This window comes from Actinotignum sp. usb-actsch-213 (assembly GCF_059085665.1).
Map to the genome: position 1 here is coordinate 28262 of NZ_JBHNSQ010000019.1, position 22712 is coordinate 50973.

Annotated in this window: 19 protein-coding genes; 9 read left to right on the forward strand and 10 right to left on the reverse strand. The window is 62.6% G+C overall.

Annotation, left to right across the window (positions count from 1 at the left end):
* Positions 1-14: 14 nt before the first annotated feature.
* From AC5RK6_RS01365 to AC5RK6_RS01390, 6 genes are all read right to left on the reverse strand, one after another.
* Positions 15-623 (reverse strand): MerR family transcriptional regulator, encoded by a 609-nt coding sequence (locus AC5RK6_RS01365; protein WP_284898928.1) that lies wholly within the window; start codon positions 621-623, stop codon positions 15-17.
* Positions 624-747: 124 nt separating this feature from the next.
* Entirely contained in the window at positions 748-1089 is a 342-nt protein-coding gene (locus AC5RK6_RS01370) for a type II toxin-antitoxin system RelB/DinJ family antitoxin (protein WP_284898897.1), read from the reverse strand.
* A gap of 126 nt (positions 1090-1215) precedes the next feature.
* Entirely contained in the window at positions 1216-2289 is a 1074-nt protein-coding gene (locus tag AC5RK6_RS01375; protein WP_284898895.1) for a methyltransferase domain-containing protein, read from the reverse strand.
* 57 nt (positions 2290-2346) lie between these two features.
* Entirely contained in the window at positions 2347-3144 is a 798-nt protein-coding gene (locus tag AC5RK6_RS01380; protein WP_284898893.1) for a YaaA family protein, read from the reverse strand.
* A 3-nt stretch (positions 3145-3147) separates the two neighbouring features.
* The gene (locus tag AC5RK6_RS01385) at positions 3148-4461 is read right to left on the reverse strand and encodes an alpha-amylase family glycosyl hydrolase (protein ID WP_284898891.1); all 1314 of its coding nucleotides are present in this window, start codon (positions 4459-4461) and stop codon (positions 3148-3150) included.
* A gap of 159 nt (positions 4462-4620) precedes the next feature.
* Positions 4621-5289: a DUF4352 domain-containing protein gene (locus AC5RK6_RS01390; protein ID WP_284898889.1), complete on the reverse strand. Its 669-nt coding sequence runs from the start codon at positions 5287-5289 to the stop codon at positions 4621-4623.
* Positions 5290-5499: 210 nt separating this feature from the next.
* Between AC5RK6_RS01390 and AC5RK6_RS01395 the strand changes: the two genes are divergently transcribed.
* The 3 genes from AC5RK6_RS01395 to AC5RK6_RS01405 all read left to right on the forward strand — a co-directional run bounded on the left by AC5RK6_RS01395 (position 5500) and on the right by AC5RK6_RS01405 (position 10910).
* Positions 5500-6858 (forward strand): sensor histidine kinase, encoded by a 1359-nt coding sequence (locus AC5RK6_RS01395; RefSeq protein WP_394532486.1) that lies wholly within the window; start codon positions 5500-5502, stop codon positions 6856-6858.
* 4 nt (positions 6859-6862) lie between these two features.
* Positions 6863-7552 carry a response regulator gene (locus AC5RK6_RS01400; RefSeq protein ID WP_284898886.1) on the forward strand — a complete coding sequence of 230 codons (690 nt, stop codon included), beginning with the start codon at positions 6863-6865 and terminating at the stop codon, positions 7550-7552.
* A gap of 178 nt (positions 7553-7730) precedes the next feature.
* A complete protein-coding gene (locus AC5RK6_RS01405) occupies positions 7731-10910 on the forward strand; it encodes an ExeM/NucH family extracellular endonuclease (protein ID WP_493926314.1) in 3180 nt (1059 codons plus the stop codon).
* A gap of 394 nt (positions 10911-11304) precedes the next feature.
* Here AC5RK6_RS01405 and AC5RK6_RS01410 read toward each other — a convergent pair whose 3' ends face one another.
* Complete coding sequence (locus AC5RK6_RS01410) at positions 11305-12126, reverse strand: HNH endonuclease family protein (protein WP_284898643.1); 822 nt, start codon at positions 12124-12126, stop codon at positions 11305-11307.
* 97 nt (positions 12127-12223) lie between these two features.
* Here AC5RK6_RS01410 and AC5RK6_RS01415 point away from each other — a divergent pair, with 97 nt between their 5' ends.
* Complete coding sequence (locus AC5RK6_RS01415) at positions 12224-13534, forward strand: C1 family peptidase (protein ID WP_284898641.1); 1311 nt, start codon at positions 12224-12226, stop codon at positions 13532-13534.
* 3 nt (positions 13535-13537) lie between these two features.
* A complete protein-coding gene (gluQRS, locus tag AC5RK6_RS01420; RefSeq protein ID WP_394532490.1) occupies positions 13538-14461 on the forward strand; it encodes a tRNA glutamyl-Q(34) synthetase GluQRS in 924 nt (307 codons plus the stop codon).
* A 46-nt stretch (positions 14462-14507) separates the two neighbouring features.
* Here the strand turns inward: gluQRS and ybaK are convergent, their stop codons facing one another.
* A complete protein-coding gene (gene ybaK, locus AC5RK6_RS01425) occupies positions 14508-15017 on the reverse strand; it encodes a Cys-tRNA(Pro) deacylase (RefSeq protein ID WP_284898639.1) in 510 nt (169 codons plus the stop codon).
* 85 nt (positions 15018-15102) lie between these two features.
* On the opposite strand from ybaK, the gene AC5RK6_RS01430 reads away from it, so the two are divergent.
* From AC5RK6_RS01430 to AC5RK6_RS01445, 4 genes are all read left to right on the forward strand, one after another.
* The gene (locus AC5RK6_RS01430; RefSeq protein ID WP_016441840.1) at positions 15103-15333 is read left to right on the forward strand and encodes a hypothetical protein; all 231 of its coding nucleotides are present in this window, start codon (positions 15103-15105) and stop codon (positions 15331-15333) included.
* A gap of 281 nt (positions 15334-15614) precedes the next feature.
* A complete protein-coding gene (locus AC5RK6_RS01435) occupies positions 15615-15950 on the forward strand; it encodes a WXG100 family type VII secretion target (protein ID WP_016441839.1) in 336 nt (111 codons plus the stop codon).
* A 45-nt stretch (positions 15951-15995) separates the two neighbouring features.
* Positions 15996-16283, forward strand: a complete 288-nt coding sequence (locus AC5RK6_RS01440; RefSeq protein WP_016441838.1) for a WXG100 family type VII secretion target — start codon at positions 15996-15998, stop codon at positions 16281-16283.
* A 158-nt stretch (positions 16284-16441) separates the two neighbouring features.
* Entirely contained in the window at positions 16442-19660 is a 3219-nt protein-coding gene (locus tag AC5RK6_RS01445) for a VaFE repeat-containing surface-anchored protein (RefSeq protein WP_435730989.1), read from the forward strand.
* A gap of 120 nt (positions 19661-19780) precedes the next feature.
* Here the strand turns inward: AC5RK6_RS01445 and AC5RK6_RS01450 are convergent, their stop codons facing one another.
* Together AC5RK6_RS01450 and AC5RK6_RS01455 are read right to left on the reverse strand one after the other, a co-directional pair.
* Positions 19781-21166, reverse strand: coding sequence for a type VII secretion protein EccB (locus tag AC5RK6_RS01450; RefSeq protein ID WP_394532494.1), 1386 nt, complete (start codon positions 21164-21166; stop codon positions 19781-19783).
* The gene (locus AC5RK6_RS01455; protein WP_435730990.1) at positions 21160-22599 is read right to left on the reverse strand and encodes a hypothetical protein; all 1440 of its coding nucleotides are present in this window, start codon (positions 22597-22599) and stop codon (positions 21160-21162) included. The genes AC5RK6_RS01450 and AC5RK6_RS01455 overlap by 7 nt, the downstream gene beginning before the upstream one ends.
* Between the last annotated feature and the right edge of the window lie 113 nt (positions 22600-22712).

Sequence of the window (22712 nt, forward strand, 5' to 3'; positions counted from 1 at the left end):
TGGATGGGTATGGACTATACGCAGTAGTGCTTGATGGCTTCGTGAACGAATACCGCGGTTCCTTCGCCCGCAAAATCGTCAATATTGCGAGTGAATTCTCCACCATCGGCATACATTTCCCCGAGGCCGGCCAGGATCTCATCCGTGCACGTATAGAAATTATCCGTGATGAAGCCTTGCAGCTTTTCTACCAGCGCATGGGCCTCGGGAGAATCGGGAGCACCAGTTTTGATCTTTCCAAATTCCCCGAAAATTAACATGAGACTCTGGGTGATGGCCTGGTTTTCCGTAGCGCTCCGTCCTGCTTGCTTGGATTCATACTCCTGATATTCCGAGGTTGCGCCCCAGCGCTCTCGGGCCTGGCGGGCGTAATCATCGATTTTTCCGGTGTCAAAAACTGTGAAATCCATATAGGTACCTCCTGAAGATTTGATTTCTTTGAGCGGGAATTCCAACTCCCGAAAAAGCAAAATATATTGCAGCTGTTTCACGCCCGCGTCGCTGTACAGCCTGTATCCAGCATCCGAGTAATCGGTGGGCTTGAGAAGCCCGATTCGGTCGTAGTACTGCAATGTGCGAACGCTAATGCCGGCTATTTTGCTGACCTCATTGACGGTTTTCATCACTCATCCTCCTTCCGTGTTAACAACGGTAGAGTGTGACGTAACGTCAGGGTCAAGTGGAAGAAATCATGCCCGCCCACAGTCAAACGTAGACGGTCGCAGAGTCACAAGAGCTCTAAATGAATCAAAGCGGCTGGGCATCGGTGCCTATCGCGGAATCCCATTCGCCGAACTCTAAACTCAGTGATTTAAATACTTCTTCTGTGGGTTTGGTGTCGCCTGATTCGATGGACCGGAGGCCTTTGTCCAATTCGGCAATTAACTCATCTTTGGTCAGCGAGCTAATATCAACCGGCCTGGAATGAGGGAGCTTCACTTCAAAGGGGATGCCGCGGTGCAAGATCACTTGCTTATAAAGCAGGGTGATAAGAGTTGATGGGGAGACGCCTAATAAGCTCAAAATGCGTTCTGCCCGTTCCTTGAGTTCCGGATCGATGCGGACGTATACATTCGCTGTCTTTGCCACGGGTGCCTCCTTGCCTCCTGTTGAACAGTCTGCGCCAATGTAGTGGCATGCGCAAGCACTTATCCCTCGCGAAAGGCCCAGAATAAATATGGTGGCATGCCGCTTCCGAAATGCCGCAGCCGCCGCCTAATCCACCCGCTCGGCCAGCACCATGCATTCCATGTGCGCAGTTTGCGGGAACATGTCCATGAGGCGTGCTTCGTGCACGGCAAAGCCATCCAGTAGCTGCAAGTCCTTGGCCAGCGTGGTGGGATTGCACGATGAATAGATGAGCCAGCGCGGGGGATTCGCCGCAATCCACTCGGTGAGATCTGTCAGGCCGCGTCGCGGTGGATTGACGATGAGCAGATCGGGCGTGCCGCCGAGCTTGCCGGCGGCACGTGCGGCGTCGCCGGCAAAAAACTGCGCGGAACTGCCGGCGTTTGCGGCAGCGCGGCGCGCGGAATCCACCGCGGCCTCGGAAATCTCCACGCCGGTCACGCGCCGCCCCGGGCCGGCCACATGCAGTGCGAAACCACCCACCCCGCAATACAAGTCCCATACCGTGCGCACCCCGTCCAAACCGGCGGCCCACGCGCGCGCCTGTGCGTACATCGCCCGGGCAATCGTAGTATTTGTCTGGAAGAAGGAACGCGGGGTGAGGTAAAGCGTCACCGCGCCGAGCGGGAAAGGCAGCGTATCCTCCCCGGTCAGCACCATCTCCTCCTCACCCTCCACGAGGGCGGCACGCTGCGGCAGCAAATTAACAGAAATAACCCGAGCGTTCGGGAGCTGCGCGCGCAGCCAGGCCACATGCTTGCGAATCCGTACCACCGACTCGGTCGAGCGCAGCACAAAACGTAGCAGCAGCTCACCGCTCGGCGCCGCGGTGATGAGAATATTTTTGAGTTCCCCGCGCCCGCTTGGCACGTCGAAAGGCGTGAGCCGTGCCCGCCCGATGAACTCGGTTAGAACCGGGAGCGCCGCGGTAATGGGCTTTTCGTAGAGTCCGCATGCGCGCAGGTCCACCCCGCGCATGTCCCGATCTAAAATTCCCAGCGTCGGCGCCTGCGTGCTTCCACCCACGGCGAGCTTTGCTTTATTACGAAAATGCGATTCCGGGGAGAGTACAGGCGGCAGCCACGCCGGCGCGAAAGGCGCCAGTAATTCGGCGAGGCGTTCTTCCTTGTCCGCCACCTGAGCGGGGTAGGCCTCACCCATCCGGGTACACGAACGGCAGGTCCCCGCCTCAAAATACGAACAGCGCACGGTCCCAGCTTAGTGGGCGCGCCCCGTATCTACGGTCTCCACCACCGCGAGCTCGCGCACTCCGCGCCGCGCCGGCCCTAATTCCACCCCGGTGATCACCCCGGCCGCGGTTTCCTCGCCCACCAATTGCTGGCACAATTCCGCTAATTCTTCGGCTTCGTGCGGCGGGGTAGCGGCCAGGAGCGCCAGGCGCGCCACCCGCCCGCGGAAATATTTCGCGGCGTGTGAGATCGTGCGGGAGGTTGCGCCCGTGATGCGGGTCGCGGTTGTTTTTACGACGTCGCAGCTAGCCGGCACCTTCCACCCCGCGTAGGCACCGGATCTCGCGTCAATGACCAATCCGGAGGCCCGGCTATTGAGAACCGGCCACAGGGGTGCCCAGCGGGCCGAAATTTTCGCGCCACCCAGCTCCACGTTCATTCCCAATCGGTAGGAAGGGATGAGGTCAAGTGGCGAGGTGGCCCCGAAAAGTCCCGAGAAAATCAGAGTGTGCTCCCCGGCGCGGGTGAGCTGAGCGGCCGAGAAGCTTCCCATATCGAGGGCCTGGTAGAGCACCCCGGTATACACCTGCCAGGCCGGAGCACAGGGTTGCTCGCGCAGCGTGATCTGCGTGGCGACCTCATCGGCAATACTCGGACCCACCCCGAGGATATCGAGGGCATCCGGGTGGCGGGATACGTCTTCCAGCTCCGCCACCAGCTCGGTGCGCAAGGCCGTGAATTCCGGGATGCTCAGGGCGCTCAGGTCAAGTGCGGGGCCGCTGGCCGGCGCGGTTTTCCCTTCCGAAGGAGGTAGGAGGATAAGCACTGTTTACTCCCCGCTTTCTGCGCCCGCGTGCCAGGAAAAGAGTTCAACGTCGCCTCCGGTAGGATCAACGCCAATGACACGAGCGCTCGGGTGCGGCTCGAGTTCGAGGCGCACCCGCAGCTCAGCGGGCTTGCCAGAGTCCCCTTGCGCGGCAGAGTCCGCGCTGGCCGGGACTGCGTCGTCGTGCTCACGCTCCCAGACGCGGTACTCGATCCAGGTATTATCCTTGCCCGTGACCTCGAGGCGGGCGCGGGTGAGCCACGGGTGGGTGCGGCGCAGCGCGATGAGGGCGCGGTAGGCGTCGTACATCCCGGAACCGAGGTTGGAGAGCTGTTCGGGGCGTTCGGGTAGGGGCGGGCGCAATTGGTCGTCGGCAGAAAAGCCCTCGAGTTTGGTTCCGGTGAAGCCCTGTTCATCCCCGTAATAAATCGAAGGCATCCCGGGAACCGTGAAAAGCACCGCGGCGGCCAGCACCGCCCCGGCCGGGCCCACCGCCGTGGCGATGCGTTCCACGTCGTGATTGCCGATGAATGTATTGGGGATGAAATGTTCGCAGAATTGCGCGTGCCGCCCCAGATTCCAGTCCAACTCCCAGAAATTACGCGCGGCAATCGACTGGCGGATCGAGGCCCAGAGCTCGTACTGGGTGAGGGTATCCACGCTGGACCGCGCCACAAAATCGGGGTAATCGCCGTGGATAACTTCGCCTAGGAACAGCGCTTCGGGGAAGCGCTCGCGGACTTTCCCGAGGACCTCGGCCCAAAAATCGGTTGGGACCGCGTAGGCTACGTCCAGGCGCCAGCCGTCAATACCGCGCTCCAGCCAGAATTCCATGACCTCGCGGACCAGCTCACGCACCCGCGGCGAAGAATGATCGAGGGTAATGAGATCCCCGTGGCCTTCCCAGGTGTGGAAATCACCGCTCTCGGTGCGTAGGCCAAGCTCTTCGAGCTGCGGATGGGAGCGGGAAATATGGTTGAAGACGCCGTCGAAAAGCACCCGGATGCCGCGGCGGTGTGCTTCCTCAATAAGGTGGGTGATATCCGCGTTATCGCCCAGGCGCGGATCGAGGCGGAAATGATCGAGGGTGTCATAGCCGTGGGAAACAGAAGCGAAAATCGGGGTGAGGAGCAGGCCATTAGCGCCGAGCTCAATAAGATAATCCAGCCACGGATCCAAAGCCCGTAAGCGGTGTTCACGTGGATTGGCTGCGGAAAGCTCCCCGGACGCGGTCAGGGGTGTGTGTCCCTCGCGAATGGGCGCCCCGCAGGCTCCTAAGGCAAAAACCTGCCACCAGATAGTGTCGAGCTGTGCCATAGCTGAGAGCCGCCTTCCTTCGCTTGGTTGCTTGTTCGCTTGTTCGCCGCTACGAGCGCCGCCGCGGAGCCCACTCAGCTGGGTGAATGCGCCGCGGCCCCTCGCTCGATTCTAGAGCGAAGGGCCGCGAAGATAAACGCCAAGCGAAGTAAGCAGCGTTTACTGCAAGGTGATGGTGGCCTTATGTGTCCACCCGGTCGCCAGTTCCAGCTTGGCCGGAACCGCATCGGCCGGCACATCGTAGAGCAGCTTACCCGTCACGGTATTCCCCGGATTGACCTTCTCGTAAATCATCGACGCATCGCCCAGGTACAAGGAGTCCCCGGAAACCGAATGCTGGCGCCCCTCGGTATCCACGAGCTTCTGCTCCGATTCCGCGAAGCCGGCCGCTTCCTTCCCGGTATTCTTCACGGTCACATCCACGATGACGTACTGACCCGTGGCATCCTTGCCCAGCACATCATTGCCGATATGGCTCACGCCCTTTTCCACATTCGTCACGGTCACTTCAAAATCACCGAGAATGACCGGGGTGCCGATGCCCACGGTTGCGTCGTCGTTCTTATCTTTCTTATCGCCCTTATCGCCCTCAGCCTCGGCACCCGCCTTATCCACGCTTTCCGCAGCGTTCCCGGATGCCGCGCTATCGGCAGCCTGGGAGCTGGACGTGGCGGGCTTCCCATCGGATTGCTTGGACATCGCGGTGCCGACAATCGCGAGCACCACAATAACGAGGAGCGCGGTGAGAAGCTTATGGCGCGCGAACCAATTCTTCTTCTGTTCCGGAGCGGGTACTGCGCCGTACACCGGCGGCGTGGATGCTGACATGCGAGAACCTTTCTGTATCTATAGCGGTGGGCGCCGCTCCGGCCCAGCAATAAGACCGCGGCCGGAGTCGCTCACGTATCGTCTCCAGGGTAGAAGGGCCGCATGGCGGGCACATCCTCCACCTGGGCAGACCCTCCTCATCCCTTCGGGTGGCATCCGCGGGCCGAACGGCGGTTCTGGAGCGTGCGGATGCGCCGTACAATCACAGGCATGACAGATCACGCGCCGAAGAATCGCAGCGGTGCGGCGGCGCGTGCGGGCCAGAATCCGGCGCGCCGGCGCGGGCTCGCCGCCATTCCCTTCTACCTCAAAACGGCCGCCGTATATATCGTCATGGCGGTGGGCGTCGGCTACCAGATTGAACGCGCAAAGATTCGCGCGCTGCCCGGCTGGCTCGGCACCCTCGACGAAGTCGGGATCTTCGTATCCATGTGCTGCTGCATTATGGCGGGCGTGTGGGTGGCCCGCCGGGAACGTTATCCGCGCCGCGCGCTCGCGGTTGCGGCCGTGTGTTCCACGTTGGGCGCTATCGGACCGGTGGTCGGGTTTTTGCTGCCGCGCTATCTTGCGGGGGCCCGTGCCCAGGGACGACGACGCCGCGCCCTGGGCGTTTGCGCCATGTACGCCCTCATTACCGCCTGGCAATTCGCCCGCGAACTGACCGGGAAAGATTACAACTCATCCTGGGTGATGGGTTTCCTCAACCACCAGAATCCACTCGATGATTTCCCGAATAATATCGTGCCGCTCCTGGTGCTCTACGCGGTGGCTGTGCTTCTCCCTATCGGCTGGGGGCTGTGGCGCAGTGCCGCCGCGGAACTCCAAGAAACCCATGATCGACTGGAATCCACCAGCGAGGAACTCGAAGCTTCGACCGCTGCCTCCGAAGAGCTAGAAACCCAGCTCACCCGCAAAGAGGAACGTGATGCCTTGGCTCGGGAAATTCACGATTCCATCGGATCCCAGCTGGCCATTATGAGCCTGCAGGCCGGCTCCTTGGAATTGCTCGCGCGCGGGGATGCCGATTTAGAAGAGGCGGCTCGGTCGCTGCGGGAGTCCTCTCGGCAGGCCACTGATGATTTGCGTTCTCTGGTCCGGGTCATGCGCGATCCGAGTTCGTCGGCCTACCGCCCGCCGCGTTCGCTGACCGAATTAGCCGATCATATTGATAAGGTGCTGGCGGCCGGGCACCCCGTCGTCGCCAATGTTTTTATTACGGATGCGGAACGTGCCCCGGCCGCGCTCACCACGGCCTGCTACCGCATCGTTCAAGAATTGCTCACTAACGCGGTGAAATATGCACCGGAGGAAACCACCCGGGTGCGGGTGAGCGGCGGGCCGGACCAGGGCCTCGATATTGCGGTGCGCAATGCCATGCCTGCCGCGCATGAAAGTGAGCCGGGCGAAAGCTCCCACGGTGCAGGTTCGGGATTACGCGGGGTGCAGGCGCGGGCCCAGGCCCTGGGGGGACGCGCCAGCTTCAGCACCGCGGGCGGTGTTTTCGCAGTTGATGTGCACCTTCCCTGGGACGGGAGTGCCCGGGGTGGCAATCCTGGAATGGTAAAATAGCGCGGTGCCGATTTCCTCACCTATTCGCGTTATGGTCGTGGATGACGATCCGATGGTTCGCCGTCTCCTGGTACAAATTATTAACCTGAGTCCGGAGCGGGATAGTGAGGTGGTGGCGCAGGCGGGCACGGCCCGCGAAGCTTTGGAAACTCTCACCGCGATGAAGGTCGACGTCGTGCTCATGGACGTGGCGATGCCCGGAGGGACGGACGGCATCGAAGCCACGCGCCAGCTGCGGAGTTTCCCGCATCCGCCCCAGGTTATTGTGGTGACCACCCTGGATGCCGATGATGAAGCGGTGCGCGCCGCGGAAGCCGGCGCCTCCGGTTTTATTCTCAAATCGGAAGACCCCCAGGTTCTCCTCCAGGCGATCCGTAATGTGGCGGCCGGGGATGGTGCGCTCTCTCCGCGGGCCGCCAAGCAGGTGTACGAATATCTGGCAGCGACCCGTACCGTGAGTGCGCGCCGGCGCGCCCAGGAAAAAATCGCGCGGCTCACCGCCCGCGAACTCGAGGTGGCCCGGCAGGTTTCCCTGGGGCTCTCGAATCGCGATATCGGGGAGAAACTGCACCTGTCCGAATCCACGGTGAAAACACACCTGGCCGCTATTGTGGCGAAAATGGGTGTAGAAGGGCGCATCGGGGTCGCGGTGGATATGACGCGCGCCGGATTGCTCGACGACGAACCTGTCTAGCCCAGCTAGCCCGTTAGCTCGGCGGGGGCACCGGCGCGGCTGTTGGCACGGCCGCGAGCCTTGAGTCACCGCCTGTTTACCCGGTGTTTAAGAGTTGGCGATGCGGCCCGGCTAGCGTGGAGGAGGCGTGAAGCACCCTCCGCGCCGCCACGCGCGGACCACACAGAAAGGTCGCAACGTGAAAAAACGTGCCCTCGGGGGCGTCGCGGTACTATCGGCCACGGCTTTGATGGTTCCCGGCGTCTGCCTCCTCCCGGCGTTCGCCGCGCCGGACGGTTCCGGAATTATTATTAACGAAATTTATACCCGGGGCGGGTCCTCCGGGGCCACCTACACTCATAAATACGTGGAGCTGTATAACCCGAGCTCTGCGGCCATTGACTTAAGCGATCTGACGCTGGGCTATTCAGCGAGCCACGGGAAGAGCATTTCTTCCAAGGTGGCCCTGAGCGGCAGCCTGGAGGCAGGTGCCTATCTGGTGGTGAGCGCCGGATCGAATGGTTCGAACGGTGTCCAGCTCCCGGAGGGGGTCACGTCCCCGATGAACCTTGGGGCCAAGGGTGGGATTGTGGTGCTGGCGCCGTCGTCCCGTATTGACGCGGCGCTGGCCGATCCCGCCACCGCGATTGACCTGGTCGGATACGGGAACGCGAGCGTGGCGGAAGGTGAGGCGGCGCGGGTGGGCTCCAATTCCCAGATGGCCGCGAACTCCGCCTCCCGCATTCCTAACGGCACGGATACGAATAATAATGCGGCCGATTTTAGTGTTGTTTCGGCTACGCCGGGACGTGCGAACGACGGCGCAACCCCGGGCCACCCGGATCCCGGCACCCAACCGCAACCCGGGCCGAGCACCGACCCCGGCACTGATCCAACAACGGAGCCGGGCACGGGAAGCACAAGCGATCCGGCCGCGCCCGTGACTATCGCGCAGATCCAGGGGAGTGGGCAGGCAAGTCCGCTCGCCGGGCAGGAGGTAACCACGCGCGGCGTCGTTACCGCCACCTACCCGGAAGGCGGACTCAACGGGGCCTATATCCAAACGCCCGGGGTGGAACATACCGATGCATCCAACGGTATTTTCGTTTACGGGGCAGCGGCCGCACAGCTGGCGGCCGGCGCGTATGTGGAAGTGCGCGGCACGGTCACCGAATTTCACGGGCTGACCGAAATTAATGCTGCTGCTATTACGGCACTGGAGGAAAAGCCGGCGGCAATTGAGCCGGTTGAGATTGCCTGCAATGCCACGGCGGCGCAGCGCGAAGCGGTGGAGGGCATGCTCGTGCGCGTGACCGGGCCGCTCACGGTGACGAATAACTATGCCACCAACCAGTACGGGGAGGTGGGCCTGGCCTGCGGCACCCAGCCGCTGTGGCAACCCAGCGAACGCTTCAACCCGAGTGAGAATCCCGAGCAAGTGCAGGCCCTGGATGCCTATAACGCGGCGAATGTACTGGTGTTGGATGACGGGCGCTCGCGGGCCTACTTCGGGCGCAATGCCCAAACGAATGTACCGGTGCCCTACCTTTTCGCGGATAATGCTGCCGGGGCCGCTGCTCAGGCGGCGCCGGTGCGCGTGGGGGCTGCCGCTACTCTCCACGGCGGGCTCATTATGGATTTCCGCAATAATTCCTGGAAGCTGCAACCGCGGTTCCCGGTGACGCTGGAAGATGGCACGGATCGCTCCACCGAGGTGGTCACTTTTGAGAATACCCGCGCGGCAGCCCCCGGGAATCTGGGCGGGGATATTTCCCTCGCCTCCTTCAATGTGCTCAACTACTTCAGCAGCCTCGGCGAAAATGAGAAGGGCTGCCGGGCTTATACCGACCGCGAAGGTAATCCCATCGCGGCGAATCGGTGCAAGGTGCGCGGGGCCTATAGCCCCGAGTCTTTCGCGCGCCAGCAAACCAAGATTGTGCGGGCTATTAACGAGCTGGATGCCAGCGTGCTGGGGCTGCAGGAAATTGAGAATACAGCCCGGGTATCCGGTGGGGACCGCGATACTGCGGTGCGGGCCCTGGTGGCGGCCCTCAATGCGGACGCGCAGGCGGAGCGCTGGGCTTATGTTCCGTCTCCGGCGAAGGTCGGGGAGAACGAGGACTATATTCGCCTTGCCTTTATCTACCAGAAAGATAAGGTCCGGGCGGTGGGCCCCTCGCAGATTCTCAATAGCGAGTGGTATACCGGGACCGCGCGCCAGCCGTTGGCGCAAAGCTTCCAGGCGGTTGTGGATGGTGAAGGCGTGGGCCCGGAGTTCGTGGTGATTACCAACCACTTCAAGTCCAAGGGTTCGCTATCCAAGAGGATCGCTAATGACGAGGATGTGTACCAGGGCAATAACAACCTCTTGCGCACCAAGCAGGCGGAGACGCTGCGCGATTGGATCGCGGCGGAGTTCGCCGATAAGCCGGTGTTTGTGGTGGGGGATCTTAACTCCTATTCGAAGGAGGACCCGATCAGGGTCTTTGAGAAGGCCGGCTACACCAATCTGCACCGGCATTTCCAGCCTGATTCCTACACCTACCAATTCTCCGGGCTGGTGGGCTCGCTCGATCACGTGCTGGCAAATCCCGCCGCCGCGAAGCTCGCCACCGGCGGGCAGGTGTGGAATATCAATTCCCCCGAGTCGGTGGCCTTGGAGTACTCCCGCTACAACTACAACGTCAAGGACCTGTGGGATGAGAGCGCTTTCCGCTCCTCGGATCACGACCCCTTCAAAGTCGGGCTTAAGGTGATTCCGGAGCAGGAAGACCCGGCTCCTGCGCCAGAGCCGACGCCCACGAAGCCGGAACCGACGGAGCCTGCGCCGACAACCGGCAATATGTTCTACCTATCCAATACCTGGCAAGCCACCGTGGCCGACCTCGTCTTCAGCTACGGCCGGGCCGACGATGAGGTCCTGGTCGGTGATTGGGATGGTGATGGTGTTGATACGTTTGCGGTGCGGCGTGGGAATGTCTTCTATGTGAAGAATTCCCTGGCCAGTGGCGAAGCGGATAGCGTGTTCTCTTATGGTCGGGTTGGTGATGAGGTCCTGGTCGGTGATTGGGATGGTGATGGTGTTGATACGTTTGCGGTGCGGCGTGGGAATGTCTTCTATGTGAAGAATTCCCTGGTCAGCGGCGCAGCAGATACCTCCTTCTCCTACGGCCGGGCCGGCGATGCCACCCTCGCGGGAGATTTCGACGGCGATGGCCGGGATACCCTCTCGATTCGCCGTGGCAATACCATCCACGTCAATAACTCCCTGGTGAGCGGAAACGCTGATTACGCCCTCCCGTATGGGCGGGTAAGCGATGATCTCTTCATCGGGGACTGGGACGGCAACGGTACTGACACCCCAACGGTGCGCCGCTAACATCCATATTTCTACCAACACAGGTGGGTGCCGGGACCGCGAGTTCCAGCACCCACCCGTCTCTCATCGGGCCGGATCGCAAAGTGGTACTGGAGCTACAACCAACCCCCGATTTTCTGTCGTGTAGTACCACTCTGTCAGGCCCGATGTTCTCCAGTACCACTACAACGGGCAAACGCGTCCTCAGCGCCGGCATGCCGGTAGCCTCACCCCACCGGTGGCCACCTCCCGACTGTGGCCCGCCCGCAAAATGTACGCCAGTGACATATTTAGCCCGGATTTATGTCAGGGACGTACATTTCACGAGATTAACGGTCCAAAACGCACGTTTTGTGCCCGGCTCGAGCAGGCGCTGCCAGAGTAAGCCAGAGCTAGACCCACCCGCACCCTCGGCTTACCGGACGCAATCGGATAGCACCTCGTGCAGGGCGTGACGTTCGTCGTCGTCGACCCGAAGCCCGTAGGCACGCTTGACCGCCACCTGCCGCGCGGCGTATTCGCACACAAAAGCCGGGTTATCCGGCAACCACTGCGCGGCGGTGGCGTGCCCCTTCTCCTTATTCGCCGTCCCGGAAACCGCGAGCAAATTGAGCGGGTCGGTGGCGAATTGCGCGCGCGTATCCGCGTCCCAGTCCTGCGCCCCGGCCCGCCACGCATCGTAAAGCGCGACAACGTGATCAATAGTCACCGCTTCGGGCGCGTGGGCACGGTCAAAGGAAATCTCCGTTCCGCTATACGGGTCGCGGAGGGTTCCAGTGGCGACGACGCAGCCTGGCGGCGTAGACTTCCCCACCCAGAAGGTGACTCCCGCGAGATCGCGGCGCAGCACCTCGTTACGCACCGTGCATCCGTCCCCATCGGTATCGGGCCAGCCATCTCCCAGGCCGAACTCGGCGCGCGAATAACCACGCCCGGAATCAGGGCGGCCCCCGGGGAGCTCGCTCAGGGCAGAAAGCGCCTCGGAAGCGGTGAGTTTGCCGCGGCTCGCGCTGCCGGTCCCGCCCGACTGCGGCGCGGAATCCGAATCAGCACGCCACAACTGGATCAGCGCCACCGCGAGGACCACCAGCAGCGCGGCGATCACGTTCCACATGCGCCGGTGCGGCGAAGGAGCAGCTGCGCCGGAGGCGCGCTCGGAAGCACCGGAGGCGCGGCCGCGGTTCCCAGAAGCACCGGAACGATGAGAAGCGCCGGGACGACCAATCGAAAAACGCATACATAACCTTTCGGGACACATGCCCGTGGCGGGCCTGCGCCTGCAAGGTAGCATAGTGAGGGACCTTGGCACAGTTACGACAATGAAGGAGTTATGAATGGCCCAGGCACTTGAGACCGATATGGTGAAGAAGTTTGCGGCGGATTTCGCGGCGGATCGCACCGCCCGCATCGTCCAGAACGCCGTCACCCAGACCTCGATTACGAAGGTCGCCCAGGATCGCGATGTTATTAACGCGATTGATCCGTCCATGTCGGTGAAGGTGGACACCTGGAAGGTGAATAACCAGAAGAAATCCGGGCGCTGCTGGCTTTTCTCCGGGCTTAGCTCGCTGAAGATGCTCGTCAATCGCGCCACCGGCCTGAAGAACTTCGAGTTCTCCCAGTCCTTCCAGCATTTCTACGACAAGCTGGAAAAGGCCAATTATTTCCTCACCTCCATGATTGAGCTGGCGGACCGCCCGGTTGATGACCGCACCGTGCACTACCTGCTTTCCGATCCCATCGGGGACGGCGGGCAGTGGAATATGTTCGTGGCCCTGGTGGACAAGTACGGGGCCTGCCCGAAGTTCGCGATGCCGGAAACGGAATCTTCCTCCAATACTCAGCTCATGAACCGCACCCTGGAAATGCTGCTGCGCCGCGCCGCCCACGATATTCGCGAGGCGGAAGCCGGTCAGCGTGAAGCCGTACGCGAAAAGTTCATGGAGCAGGTCTACCGGGTGCTGGCTATCCACCTGGGCACCCCGCCGGAAAGCTTTGTATGGCAGTACGAAGACGAGGAGGGGAACTTCCACCGCGAAGGGAAGATGACCCCGGTGGAATTCGCGCAGAAGTACCTGCCGGATCTGGATCAGTACGTGTGTATCGTCAATGATCCGCGTAATGAGTACGGCAAGCTCTACACCGTGGATCGCCTCGGCAATGTGGTGGGCGCCAAGCCGGTCACCTACCTGAATGTGCCCATCGAGGTTATCCGCGAAGCGACCATCGCCACCCTGAAGGATGGTCAGCCCGTGTGGATGGGGTGCGATACCGGCAAGCAGTCGGATCGCGAACGCGGTATTTGGGACGGCCAGCTTTACGATTACGAAGGTACCTACGGGATTGACCTGGCCATGTCCAAGGCTGATGAGCTCTACTACGGCGAAGCGATGATGACGCACGCCATGGTATTCACCGGCGTTGACCTGCGTGAAGACGGCAGCCCGCGCCGCTGGCGCATTGAAAACTCCTGGGGCGATGAGCACGCCGATAAGGGCTTCTGGACCATGAACGATTCCTGGTTCGACCAGCACGTTTTCGAAGTTGCGGTCACCAAGGATCGCCTCTCCGCCGAGCTGCTGGCCGCTCTGGACACCGAACCGGAAGTGCTGCCCGCCTGGGATCCGATGGGTTCGCTGGCCTAAACCGTGGAGTACGGCCGGTACGCACCCTCGCCGAGCGGGGACCTACACCTCGGGAATCTCCGCACCGCGCTCCTCGCCTGGGCTTTAGCCCGGCGCAGCGGGCGCGGCTTCCTCATGCGCGTGGAAGATATGGACGAACGGTCCCGCCCGCAGTTCCAAGAGCGCCAGCTCGCGGACCTGCGGGCCTTGGGGCTCACCTGGGACGGCCCGGTCCAGGTCCAATCCCACCGCATCGCGGGGTACGACGCCGCCTTCGCGTCCCTGTGGGAACGCGGACTGCTCTACGAGTGTTATTGCACCCGGCGTGATTTAGCCGACGCCGCCCGGGCGCCCCACGGGGCGCCCGGGATATACCCGGGGACCTGCCGGGATTTGAGTGCGGCCGGCCGGCGGGCCGGCCGCGCCAAACTCGCGGCGGTGGGCCGCCAGCCGGCCTTGCGGCTGCGCACCGAGGTGAAAGAATTGACCATCCACGATGAGGTGTGCGGGGAAGTGAGCGGCGTCGTCGACGATTTTGTGATTCGGCGCGGCGATGGTCGTTACGCCTACAATTTTGCCTCCGTGGTGGATGATGCGCTCGAGCGTATTACCCAGGTGACGCGCGGTGCGGATTTGGCGCCGTCCACGCCCCGGCAGGTGTATTTGCAGCGCTTGCTCGGGGCCCCCACTCCGGAGTACTGGCATGTGCCCATGGTTCTCAACCGGGAGGGCACGCGGCTGGCCAAACGCGACGGGGCCGTGACGATGCGGGCGCTCGCTGAATACGGCTGGAGTCCGGCCGATGTGCTGGCGCTCATCGGGCGTTCGCTGGGGTTGGAGGTGCGCACAGCCGCGGATTTCGCCGAGCAGTTGGATATGCGGGCATTGCGCCGCTGCGGGCCGTGGTACGTGGACGTAGCGGCGCTGGAATCGGGGCCGGCTGAATAAGCGGGCCGGTATAAGAGCGCGGGCGGTACCGAGCCGCCGGGCCGGCCTAGGTGTGCCGGCTAAAATCAGCCACCGGCGCGAATTCCGCGCGGGCCGCGGCCGCTAAATCAGCCGGTGCTAGGCGCACCGAGAGCCCGCGTTTCCCACCCGAGACCACCATCGTTTCGAGCTCGCGTGCGGAAGAATCAATAAAAATCGGGCTGCGGTGTTTTTGACCCAGCGGCGAAATACCCCCGGTCACGTAGCCGGTGAGTTTCTCGGCATCGTGCGGATCCATCATCGCGGCCTTTTTACCGCCGGCCGCCTTCGCCAGGGACTTGAGATTGAGCATGGCGGCAGCTGGCACCACCGCGCACACCGACTTGCCATCCACGCGCGCCAGCAGGGTTTTGAAAATAACGCGGGGATCCATCCCCAGCTCCGCGGCGGAATCGAGGGCGAATCCGTGTTCGTGATGCAAACTTTGTTCGTACTCAAGAATCGTGAACTCCACGCCGGTTTTCTCCAGGGCGAGGAGGGCCGGGGTTCCGGCCGGCTTGTTTTTCTTTGACGACATACGTCCAGGATAGTAGCCCTCATGTTCATATGGATGCACTACCATATTCCTACCGGGAGCCAGCCACCCGGAGACGGAGGAAACCGTGAGGAAACGCCAATTCGGCCGCCGGCATGATGACCAGCAGCGCGGCAGTGCCACCGGGGAAGATCCCACTATCGAATCCGAAGAAGAACTGAGCGGCGGATATGATTTCGGCGGCTACCAGCCGGGCCAGAGCTACTACCCACGCCGCCGGCTCTTCTGGCAGCGTGCCACCATTATCGGCATCGCTTTTGTTATTTCAATGGTCGCTCTCGTGGCCTATTTCCTGTAACGCCGGATAGGGCGCCGCGGAAGCGGCGCGGCGTCGTCGTCCTGAAACAGGGTAGTGAGGTACGACGGCGCCGCCGGGCACGGGCGCCCTAGGTCGGTTAAAGCCGGTCTGCCTGTGGGGGACACGCCGGCCGGGCAGATGCCTGTGGATAACATTTTTTCTCTCTCGACAAGCACCACTTTTATCAGCCACTATGGGAACACCGGTCCTCACCGGCCGGCGTCCGAAGCGCGGAACTCTCACCACCCGCGCGCCACCACCTACGTATTTCAGGGGGATGTATGGCTGTATCCACCGCACAATTGCGGGTCAGTAATGATTCCATTCTCACCGTTCGCGCGCTCGTCACCCAGGCCCAGGAGGATCTGCGCGCCCACCTCCATTCCACCATGGATCGCATCGCTGGCTGGCATGCCGGTTGGCGCGGTGCTGCTCCGGTGGCCTTCGCCGCCGCGCTGGAAGAATACCGCGCGGCAAGTGAAAAGTTGCTCGCGCTCCTGGCTGATTACGCAGTGCGCCTAGGCCGCGCGGATGCCACCGTTACCGAAACAGACACGGCCACCCGCGCGGATTTTTCCCGTATGGCCGCACTAGTTGGGGATCTGCCGGCGGCGTAACAGCGCCCGCGCCGGTGTTCCCACGCACTTATGGAAAGGATTGTCATGAGCGAACTTCGTGCACATTTTGGGGAACTTTCCGCGGGGGCAGCTGATATGGCTGCCCACGCTTCCCGCATCGAGGCGGTACTCGCGCAGCTAGATGCCCGTATCCGCGCCGCGATGGCGGATTGGGACGGGCAATCTCAGGCAGCTTACGAAGCCGCACAAATGCGGTGGCATGCCGCGGCCCGCTCCCTGAATGACATTTACGCGCGTATCGGCCAGCAGGTGGAATGCGCCTCGCAGAACTATCGCGCAGCTGACCGGGCGGTGGCGCGCCTCTTCGGATAGGGGGCGGCGGTTAGTTGCGGTTAGCTACGGCTAGCGGCTGTGCGCCGGTGGTAATTTTCTGCCCGCGTTTTCCGCATGCTCCACGTTCGTTACGCATGCACATTCGCCGTGTATGCAGATTCGCATGACTCTCTTTCAGCATGCATAAAAATAATATTGTGAAAGGACTCGTATCCACCATGGCAATAACCACGGGCCCGAAACCGACCCCATATGTGATTCGGGTATGTCTTGCTTTTCTCATGGTGTTCGCTTTGGCGGGCGCCGGTCTTTTCGGCGGTGCCGGAGCGCGTGCCGATTGGGATCATTCTGTTGGCCGCGGCATCGAAATTAAAGGGGTGAATATTGTTGGCCATCTTCGCCTCGGGCCGCATTACGCGGAAACACAATCAATTAACGGGGTGGCGGTGGAGGGTTATCCCATTTGGTGTATCCAAGCGAAATATGCTGATCCCGGTCCCGGGGAGATGATCGATATTACGACCCTTACCGAATCCCGAGCGCTCGGCCCGGGAGAGTTGCAGCTGAGCACCGCGCAAATGGCCTGGCTGCTCAACCGCTATGAAGGAAATACCACGGACGACCTCAACCTAGCTGCGCTGAGCTACCTCATCCACGTTAATTTCGAAAAGGAATACCCGGGGCGTCCGGGGCGCGCTCAAGAGACCGTGAACGAGCTGGTGCAGGCGGTGCGTACCCAGCGTCCCGATATTGAGGAGCGGGCCCAAAGCTACGTGCGGGAAGCGCGCGCCAGCGCCGCCGTCGGCTACGTGAGCGGAATCGTGGAAGGCGAAGGGGAGCGCAGCGGTGCGATCCGCGGCATCGGCGTGCACCCGGATAATTCCGAGGCGTGGCTGCCCGGGATCCCCGTGGCTATTACCCTCAGCGGCCCGGCAGTTTTTGACGCGAGCGGTAGCGCAACCTGGAGCGGGGTGACCGATAGCAAGCCGCTGGAGCTGGCGTGGTCGGCCACCGGGAATGGCCAGGTGAGCTATACGGCTGTTTTCGATACCCCGGTTCGCACCACCCTGACTATTTTCGGGGCCGATGGCACCGTTCAAGACACCATCACCTACGGCCACCGCCCGGTCAGCGATCCCCTCACCCGCAATGTTCCGGGGCGCACCTGGGAAGTTATTTATGATTTCCAGCCGCTGGGAACCTCGAAGGTAAGCACCCGCCCTATTAATACCGATGGCGTTATTCGCGATACTCTCACCACCGCCGTCAAGGAGGATTACGGGGACGGAAAATGGACCCAGGTGAAGGGGAAAAATGTGCCCGTCACCTACCGGGCCACCGCCTATTGGGCAGGGCGCACCTCCCCGCAACGCAGCGATACCGTCCCTGAAGGAGCCGAGGTTCTGGGATCGGTCACGGTCCAAGCTAAGGGCCCGGGGGAGACGCTCACCGCGGAACTTTCCACCCCCAAACGCGGTTTCGTCACCTGGGTGTGGGAGGTGCGTAAAAACGAGCAGGGGGAGAACTCCCGCTATATTCACGCGGACTGGGCTGATAGTTACGCCCTTCCGGAAGAAACCTCCCGGGAAGAATTCCCCTTCCGGCCTCTCGGGATATCCCACGTGGCCGATGCGAAAGTGGTAGATACCGGCACGGTCCTCAGCGATACTTTCGTGGCCCGCGCGGATGAGAATTTCCGAGATGGGGAGTGGAGCCGCCGCCCGGGAACCAATGGTTCTTTTGAAGACGGTCCCTTTATTCCGGTTACGTACCGGGCCACCGCGTGGTATGTGTCTCCCACGGCCATTCCCGAGCCGGGTGTGGTCCCGGCTAGCTCAGAAAAAATTGGCTCCGTGACAGTGGTGGCCGAAGGCCCGGGCCCGATCCGCGCAGAATTGAGCGAACCAGTGAGCAAGCCTGGAATGTACACCTGGGTGTGGGAAGTCCTCGAGGAGGACCAACCAGCCGAGTTCGCACCCTGGATTGAGAGCGGCTGGTCGGATACTTTCGGGCTGGCCGATGAAACAACATCGGTGCGCTATCCCGGGAAGATTGATTCGGCTCTCTCGATTCGCCAAACGAAGTCCGGAACTTACCTGGTTGATGACGTCTGGGTGAGCGGCCTGCCCGCCAACCATCCCGATTTCACCGGCGGAGTCGGATTTGGGGCTGATACTCAGACGTTAACCCACACCCTGCTCTTCTTCCCGGAAGGCCAGGCCGTAACCGATGAGAACCGCGCGGCCGCCCGCCAGATTGGGCAACCGGTGGTACTTCCCGCCCGCAACGGTTTCTACCCGAGTGTGGGCGATCCGTCCTGGATCATGGAGCAGGATGCGGCCGGGGAGAACCTGCCGGGTACTTACGTGGTGGTTTCCGATTTCGCGGGGGATGATCGGGCGGCTCCGCTGGCCACCAGCGTGACCGATGTGACCGAGCAGTTCACGGTGACCCGCGAACCGTCCCTTCACACCACCATGCACCATGAAGACACCCATATTGCGCCCAATACCGGTACCGTCACCCTGGTGGATACCGTGTCCTACCAGCACCTGATTCCCGGAAAGGAATACGAGGTCCACGGGGCACTCCTGGATCCGACCAGCGGTCAGCCGCTGCGCGATGCCAGCGGGAGCGCGCTCACCGGCACCAGCCGTTTCGTGCCCGAGCACCCCAACGGTAGCGTGGAGGTGGTTTTTGAGGTCGACGCCGCAACTCTGGCCGGCACCAAGGTGGTGGCCACGGAAACTCTGCGCCAGGACGGCCGGGATATTGCGATCCATGCTGACCTGAACGATACCAACCAGACGGTGACCTTCACACGCTTGGCCACCCGTGCCCGGGATGGCGCTGCGAGTGCTGCTGATCATGCCGGCGGCGATCAGACTCTGAGCGCCACCGCGGATGCGGTGATTATCGATGAGGTATGTGAACTCAGCGGAGCGCTTATCCCCGGGGAGGCCTACCGGATTGAAACGGCTGCCATGTTCCCCGATGGCACGCCGGTGCTCGGGAAGGACGGTGCCCCGGCACGCACAGTCAGCGATTTCATTCCCGGTTCGCCTAGCGAATGCGCCCGCATTAAGCTCGGCTTTGATGCGAGCGGCTTAGCTGGCCGCGAGGTGGTTCTATTCGAATGGGTGTACCTGGGCGACCGGCTCATTTCCGAGCACACCGATCCGCTCGATAGTGAACAAACGGTTCGTTTCGAAGAACCGCCGGTACCTCCGACGACACCGCCCGCTACGCCACCGGCCACCCCGCCCACCACTCCGCCGGCCACGCCCCCCGCGCCTCCGGAGCTGCAACGCACCGGTGCCGCGCTCGCGGGCTGGCTCCTGGCTGGGCTCACCGCGCTCGCCGGAGGCTTGACCTTGCGCTACCGGGCCAATTCCCGCTCCAGCGCTACCCGCTAAAGGCGGGGTAACCAGCTACCAACTATTCCCAACGTATGTCACTCACAGTCCGGGCCGGGGAGGAAGAATCTTCTCCCCGGCCCGGGCTTGTGCATGCGCGAATAATGAGCATGCGGCGGGTCATGGGCGATGTCGGGTGCAGGCAGCAATATCGGTTCGGGTAGTGCCCTGTGGATCGGTGCAGAGCGCATCCACGGAGAGAAGAGTGGCCGGATTGGGAAGGAGGATGCGCCAGGCGGGCGGGAGCTCAAGCGGAGTGATGTTTTCCCAGTTCGCGGCTCGGCGCAGCCGGTCAAGATCGGTGATGGCTACCGGGGTGCTTCCCTGTAGCAGGGTGGCACTCCCCGCATCCGTGCTGGCCACGAGCGCAGCACCAGCGTGCGATAGCGGGGATTCAGGTACGTGCACCAAGAACGAGTGTCCCGCGTGGAAAGCCGCGCATACCCGGGCGGAGCCGGGATCCGCGGTTTCGGTAGCCGCGCCGGCAGCCGGGTCGGTGAGCGCGGTGAGATCAGCGGGCCAGCCGGCTCCGGGGCCGGTTTCGCGGAAGTTGAGATGGGCACGAGCTGCCGGATCGAGGGCATACACTCGCGCCCGGGCACTTTGCTCGGAGAGTCGATACAGGTGGAACGCGGTGGGGGAGAGCGGTTCGAGCACGCCGCCCGAACTGATCTGGAACCAGGTGCGGGTGCCGGCACTGTCAGCAAAAGCAACCAGGTCACCGACCCGCGCCTCCCCGATACCGGGAAGATACCCGGCCGGCTCACCAACGGCGGGTACCTGGAGCGGCGTGAGAGGCGGCCCTTCCGCCCAGAGTTCCACCCACGCAGGCGGCGCCTCAAACACAGGTAAGCCCGGAAATTCACTACGGAAAGCCGCTTCTGGAATGTCCACCCGGTAGCGCTGGCCAGTAGCAATGAGCCACAAACTTCCCGGTGTTCGTACCAGCACCGCGCCCCGATATTCCGGGAGCGGAGCTGAGGCCGCCAGGGATAACGGCGTGGCCGTGCCCTGCATATTTTCTTTGTCGTCCTCCCGTGAAGCTGTAACAGTTGCGGGGCAAGCCACCAGCCACGGGTCACGCAGCTCGGCTGCGCTCGGTAAAGAATCGGGGGCGCCCGGAATTCCCACGGGCACCCCGCGCGGTACATCTGCGAGCCGGGAAGCTGGGAGCGCATGGGTTTCCAGCCCTTCGGGGTACAAAAGGTAAGCGGCAGCCAGGGTGGTGAGGGGATGGAGAATTCCACCGGAACTGAGATAACGTGCCCCGCTATCCGTGGCGATCACAATCGCGCCATCTTCCCAACCGTCAGGAAGCTGCGGGGAGAGCACCCGCGCTGCACCGGTACCAGCCGCGGTTACGAGGGCAAGCCCAAGAGCTCCGGCTAGGCCAGCTAATCCGGGGCGGGGAGCTTCCTCATGAGCCGGCAGCCCCCACCATAACGCGCCCGCGATGCCGCGGCGCCGGAAACGGCGGGAGCTCACAATAGTGCGCGCGTTTACCATGGGCTGACCGCAATAACTATCCCGACTCCGAGCAGCGCGGTGAGAGCCTGCTCAGCGATCTCCACTCGCCGGGTGAGAAGAAGCTGAGCCTCGGAACGCTCGCCGCGGCCCCGATCCTCGGTAGCTTCCAGGGTCTCCGAGGCTTCCCGGTGGCTCCCATACTCGAGGAAAAGAGCGGGAATACTCACCAGCGCTGGAGCTACCAGGCTCGCAAGAAGACCCGGTGCTGCGTACGTTGCCGGATTCCGCATGGCCAACACGCAGAGCTCCATAAAAAGAAAAAGGAAGAAAGCAAGCCGAAGTACAAACGCGGCGTCGGCGCGCATAGTTATGGCACGCAGCCCGAGCACAGTTACTCCCGTGCAACATATGGCCGCGCTGAGAATATCCGGGCGGTAGGCCAGCGGTAGCAGCGCGGCGATCACGAAGACGGCGCCGGCTTCGCAGCCCAGGGCGCGCAGGGCGAGGATGCGGGCCCAGTTTTCCGTACTGTGCTCCGCGGGTGATTCCGCTATACCGGTGGCGGGTATTTCCGGCGGGGGCGCGCTCAACCGCAAGACAAGCGGCGCAATCAGGCGGGCCGTGCAGACCAGGGCCACCACGATCACGAGGGCGGCCGGTTCGGCAAGCCGGGCGTCGAGCAGGGCGCTGCCACCCCAACCCAGCAAAGCAAGTGCCCAGGGCAGCAGCATACTGCGGCTACCCGGCACGGGGACTACCACCCGGGCGAGCAGCGCGATGAGGAGAAGAACAATTCCAGCTGCTATCCCGCGTAGTCCCACGCCAGTTCCCGCCTCTGGTACTACCAGCGGGGCGGCACGCCACCCACAGGCGGCTCCCGCCCAGCCACTGGCTGCGAGCGGTGCTACCACCACCAGCTGTGCCCGTGCGCTCGCGCTCGGGCCTTCTCGCCGGCGAGCATGCGCCCAATTCATGCGGGCAAGACCGAGAAAAACGAGCGCAAGGCTGGCTAGGACGGGAAGTGCGAGCGCGTGGGGAAGCGGAGCCAGGGCGCTATATCCGGCCAGGCCCAGTCCTGCTACCGCAGCTGTTCCGGTAGCGCAGATACGGATCGTAGCCGGAGCAAGTTCGCCGCGCTCGGTCAGGGTGGAATGGCGGATACAGCTGAGAACCGGGTCGCTGCGCGGGGGCGTGGGCGGCGCGGGTCCGTCAATAAAAAGGCAGATTCCGGGGGAGAGCTGGTCGGCCGCCGGCAGGCTCGGATCCAGGCGTCTCCCGGTGGCGGTACGAACCGTCCAGCTGGGAGCCGCGAAATCCGGGGCGAGGAGGCGCAGCACCTCGGGAATGAGCGCGGTTAATGAGAGCGAACTGGCCAGCTCGAATTCGCCGCGCCGGCCCGCGCAATGCGCGCAGACGGGAATCGCGGTATCCACCGGTCGCGCGCCGCGTATTTCTTCGAGCTCTCCGGCCATATGCTCTCCTTTCTGCGCTGTTACTGATCCCGGTTATTCGCCTGCGTTCTCGCCACCTCGCACCCTCGCCCTCGGCACCCGGAAGCCTGCTCGGACGGCCGCAGGTGCGCGGG

What these genes read in the sequence shown, in the direction of transcription:
- AC5RK6_RS01365 (WP_284898928.1), bottom strand. Translation starts at nt 623, where the DNA reads ATGAAAACCGTCAATGAGGTCAGCAAAATAGCCGGCATTAGCGTTCGC.
- AC5RK6_RS01375 (WP_284898895.1), bottom strand. Translation starts at nt 2,289, where the DNA reads ATGGGTGAGGCCTACCCCGCTCAGGTGGCGGACAAGGAAGAACGCCTC.
- AC5RK6_RS01385 (WP_284898891.1), bottom strand. Translation starts at nt 4,461, where the DNA reads ATGGCACAGCTCGACACTATCTGGTGGCAGGTTTTTGCCTTAGGAGCC.
- AC5RK6_RS01390 (WP_284898889.1), bottom strand. Translation starts at nt 5,289, where the DNA reads ATGTCAGCATCCACGCCGCCGGTGTACGGCGCAGTACCCGCTCCGGAA.
- AC5RK6_RS01395 (WP_394532486.1), top strand. Translation starts at nt 5,500, where the DNA reads ATGACAGATCACGCGCCGAAGAATCGCAGCGGTGCGGCGGCGCGTGCG.
- AC5RK6_RS01410 (WP_284898643.1), bottom strand. Translation starts at nt 12,126, where the DNA reads ATGCGTTTTTCGATTGGTCGTCCCGGCGCTTCTCATCGTTCCGGTGCT.
- AC5RK6_RS01415 (WP_284898641.1), top strand. Translation starts at nt 12,224, where the DNA reads ATGGCCCAGGCACTTGAGACCGATATGGTGAAGAAGTTTGCGGCGGAT.
- ybaK (WP_284898639.1), bottom strand. Translation starts at nt 15,017, where the DNA reads ATGTCGTCAAAGAAAAACAAGCCGGCCGGAACCCCGGCCCTCCTCGCC.
- AC5RK6_RS01435 (WP_016441839.1), top strand. Translation starts at nt 15,615, where the DNA reads ATGGCTGTATCCACCGCACAATTGCGGGTCAGTAATGATTCCATTCTC.
- AC5RK6_RS01440 (WP_016441838.1), top strand. Translation starts at nt 15,996, where the DNA reads ATGAGCGAACTTCGTGCACATTTTGGGGAACTTTCCGCGGGGGCAGCT.
- AC5RK6_RS01450 (WP_394532494.1), bottom strand. Translation starts at nt 21,166, where the DNA reads ATGGTAAACGCGCGCACTATTGTGAGCTCCCGCCGTTTCCGGCGCCGC.
- AC5RK6_RS01455 (WP_435730990.1), bottom strand. Translation starts at nt 22,599, where the DNA reads ATGGCCGGAGAGCTCGAAGAAATACGCGGCGCGCGACCGGTGGATACC.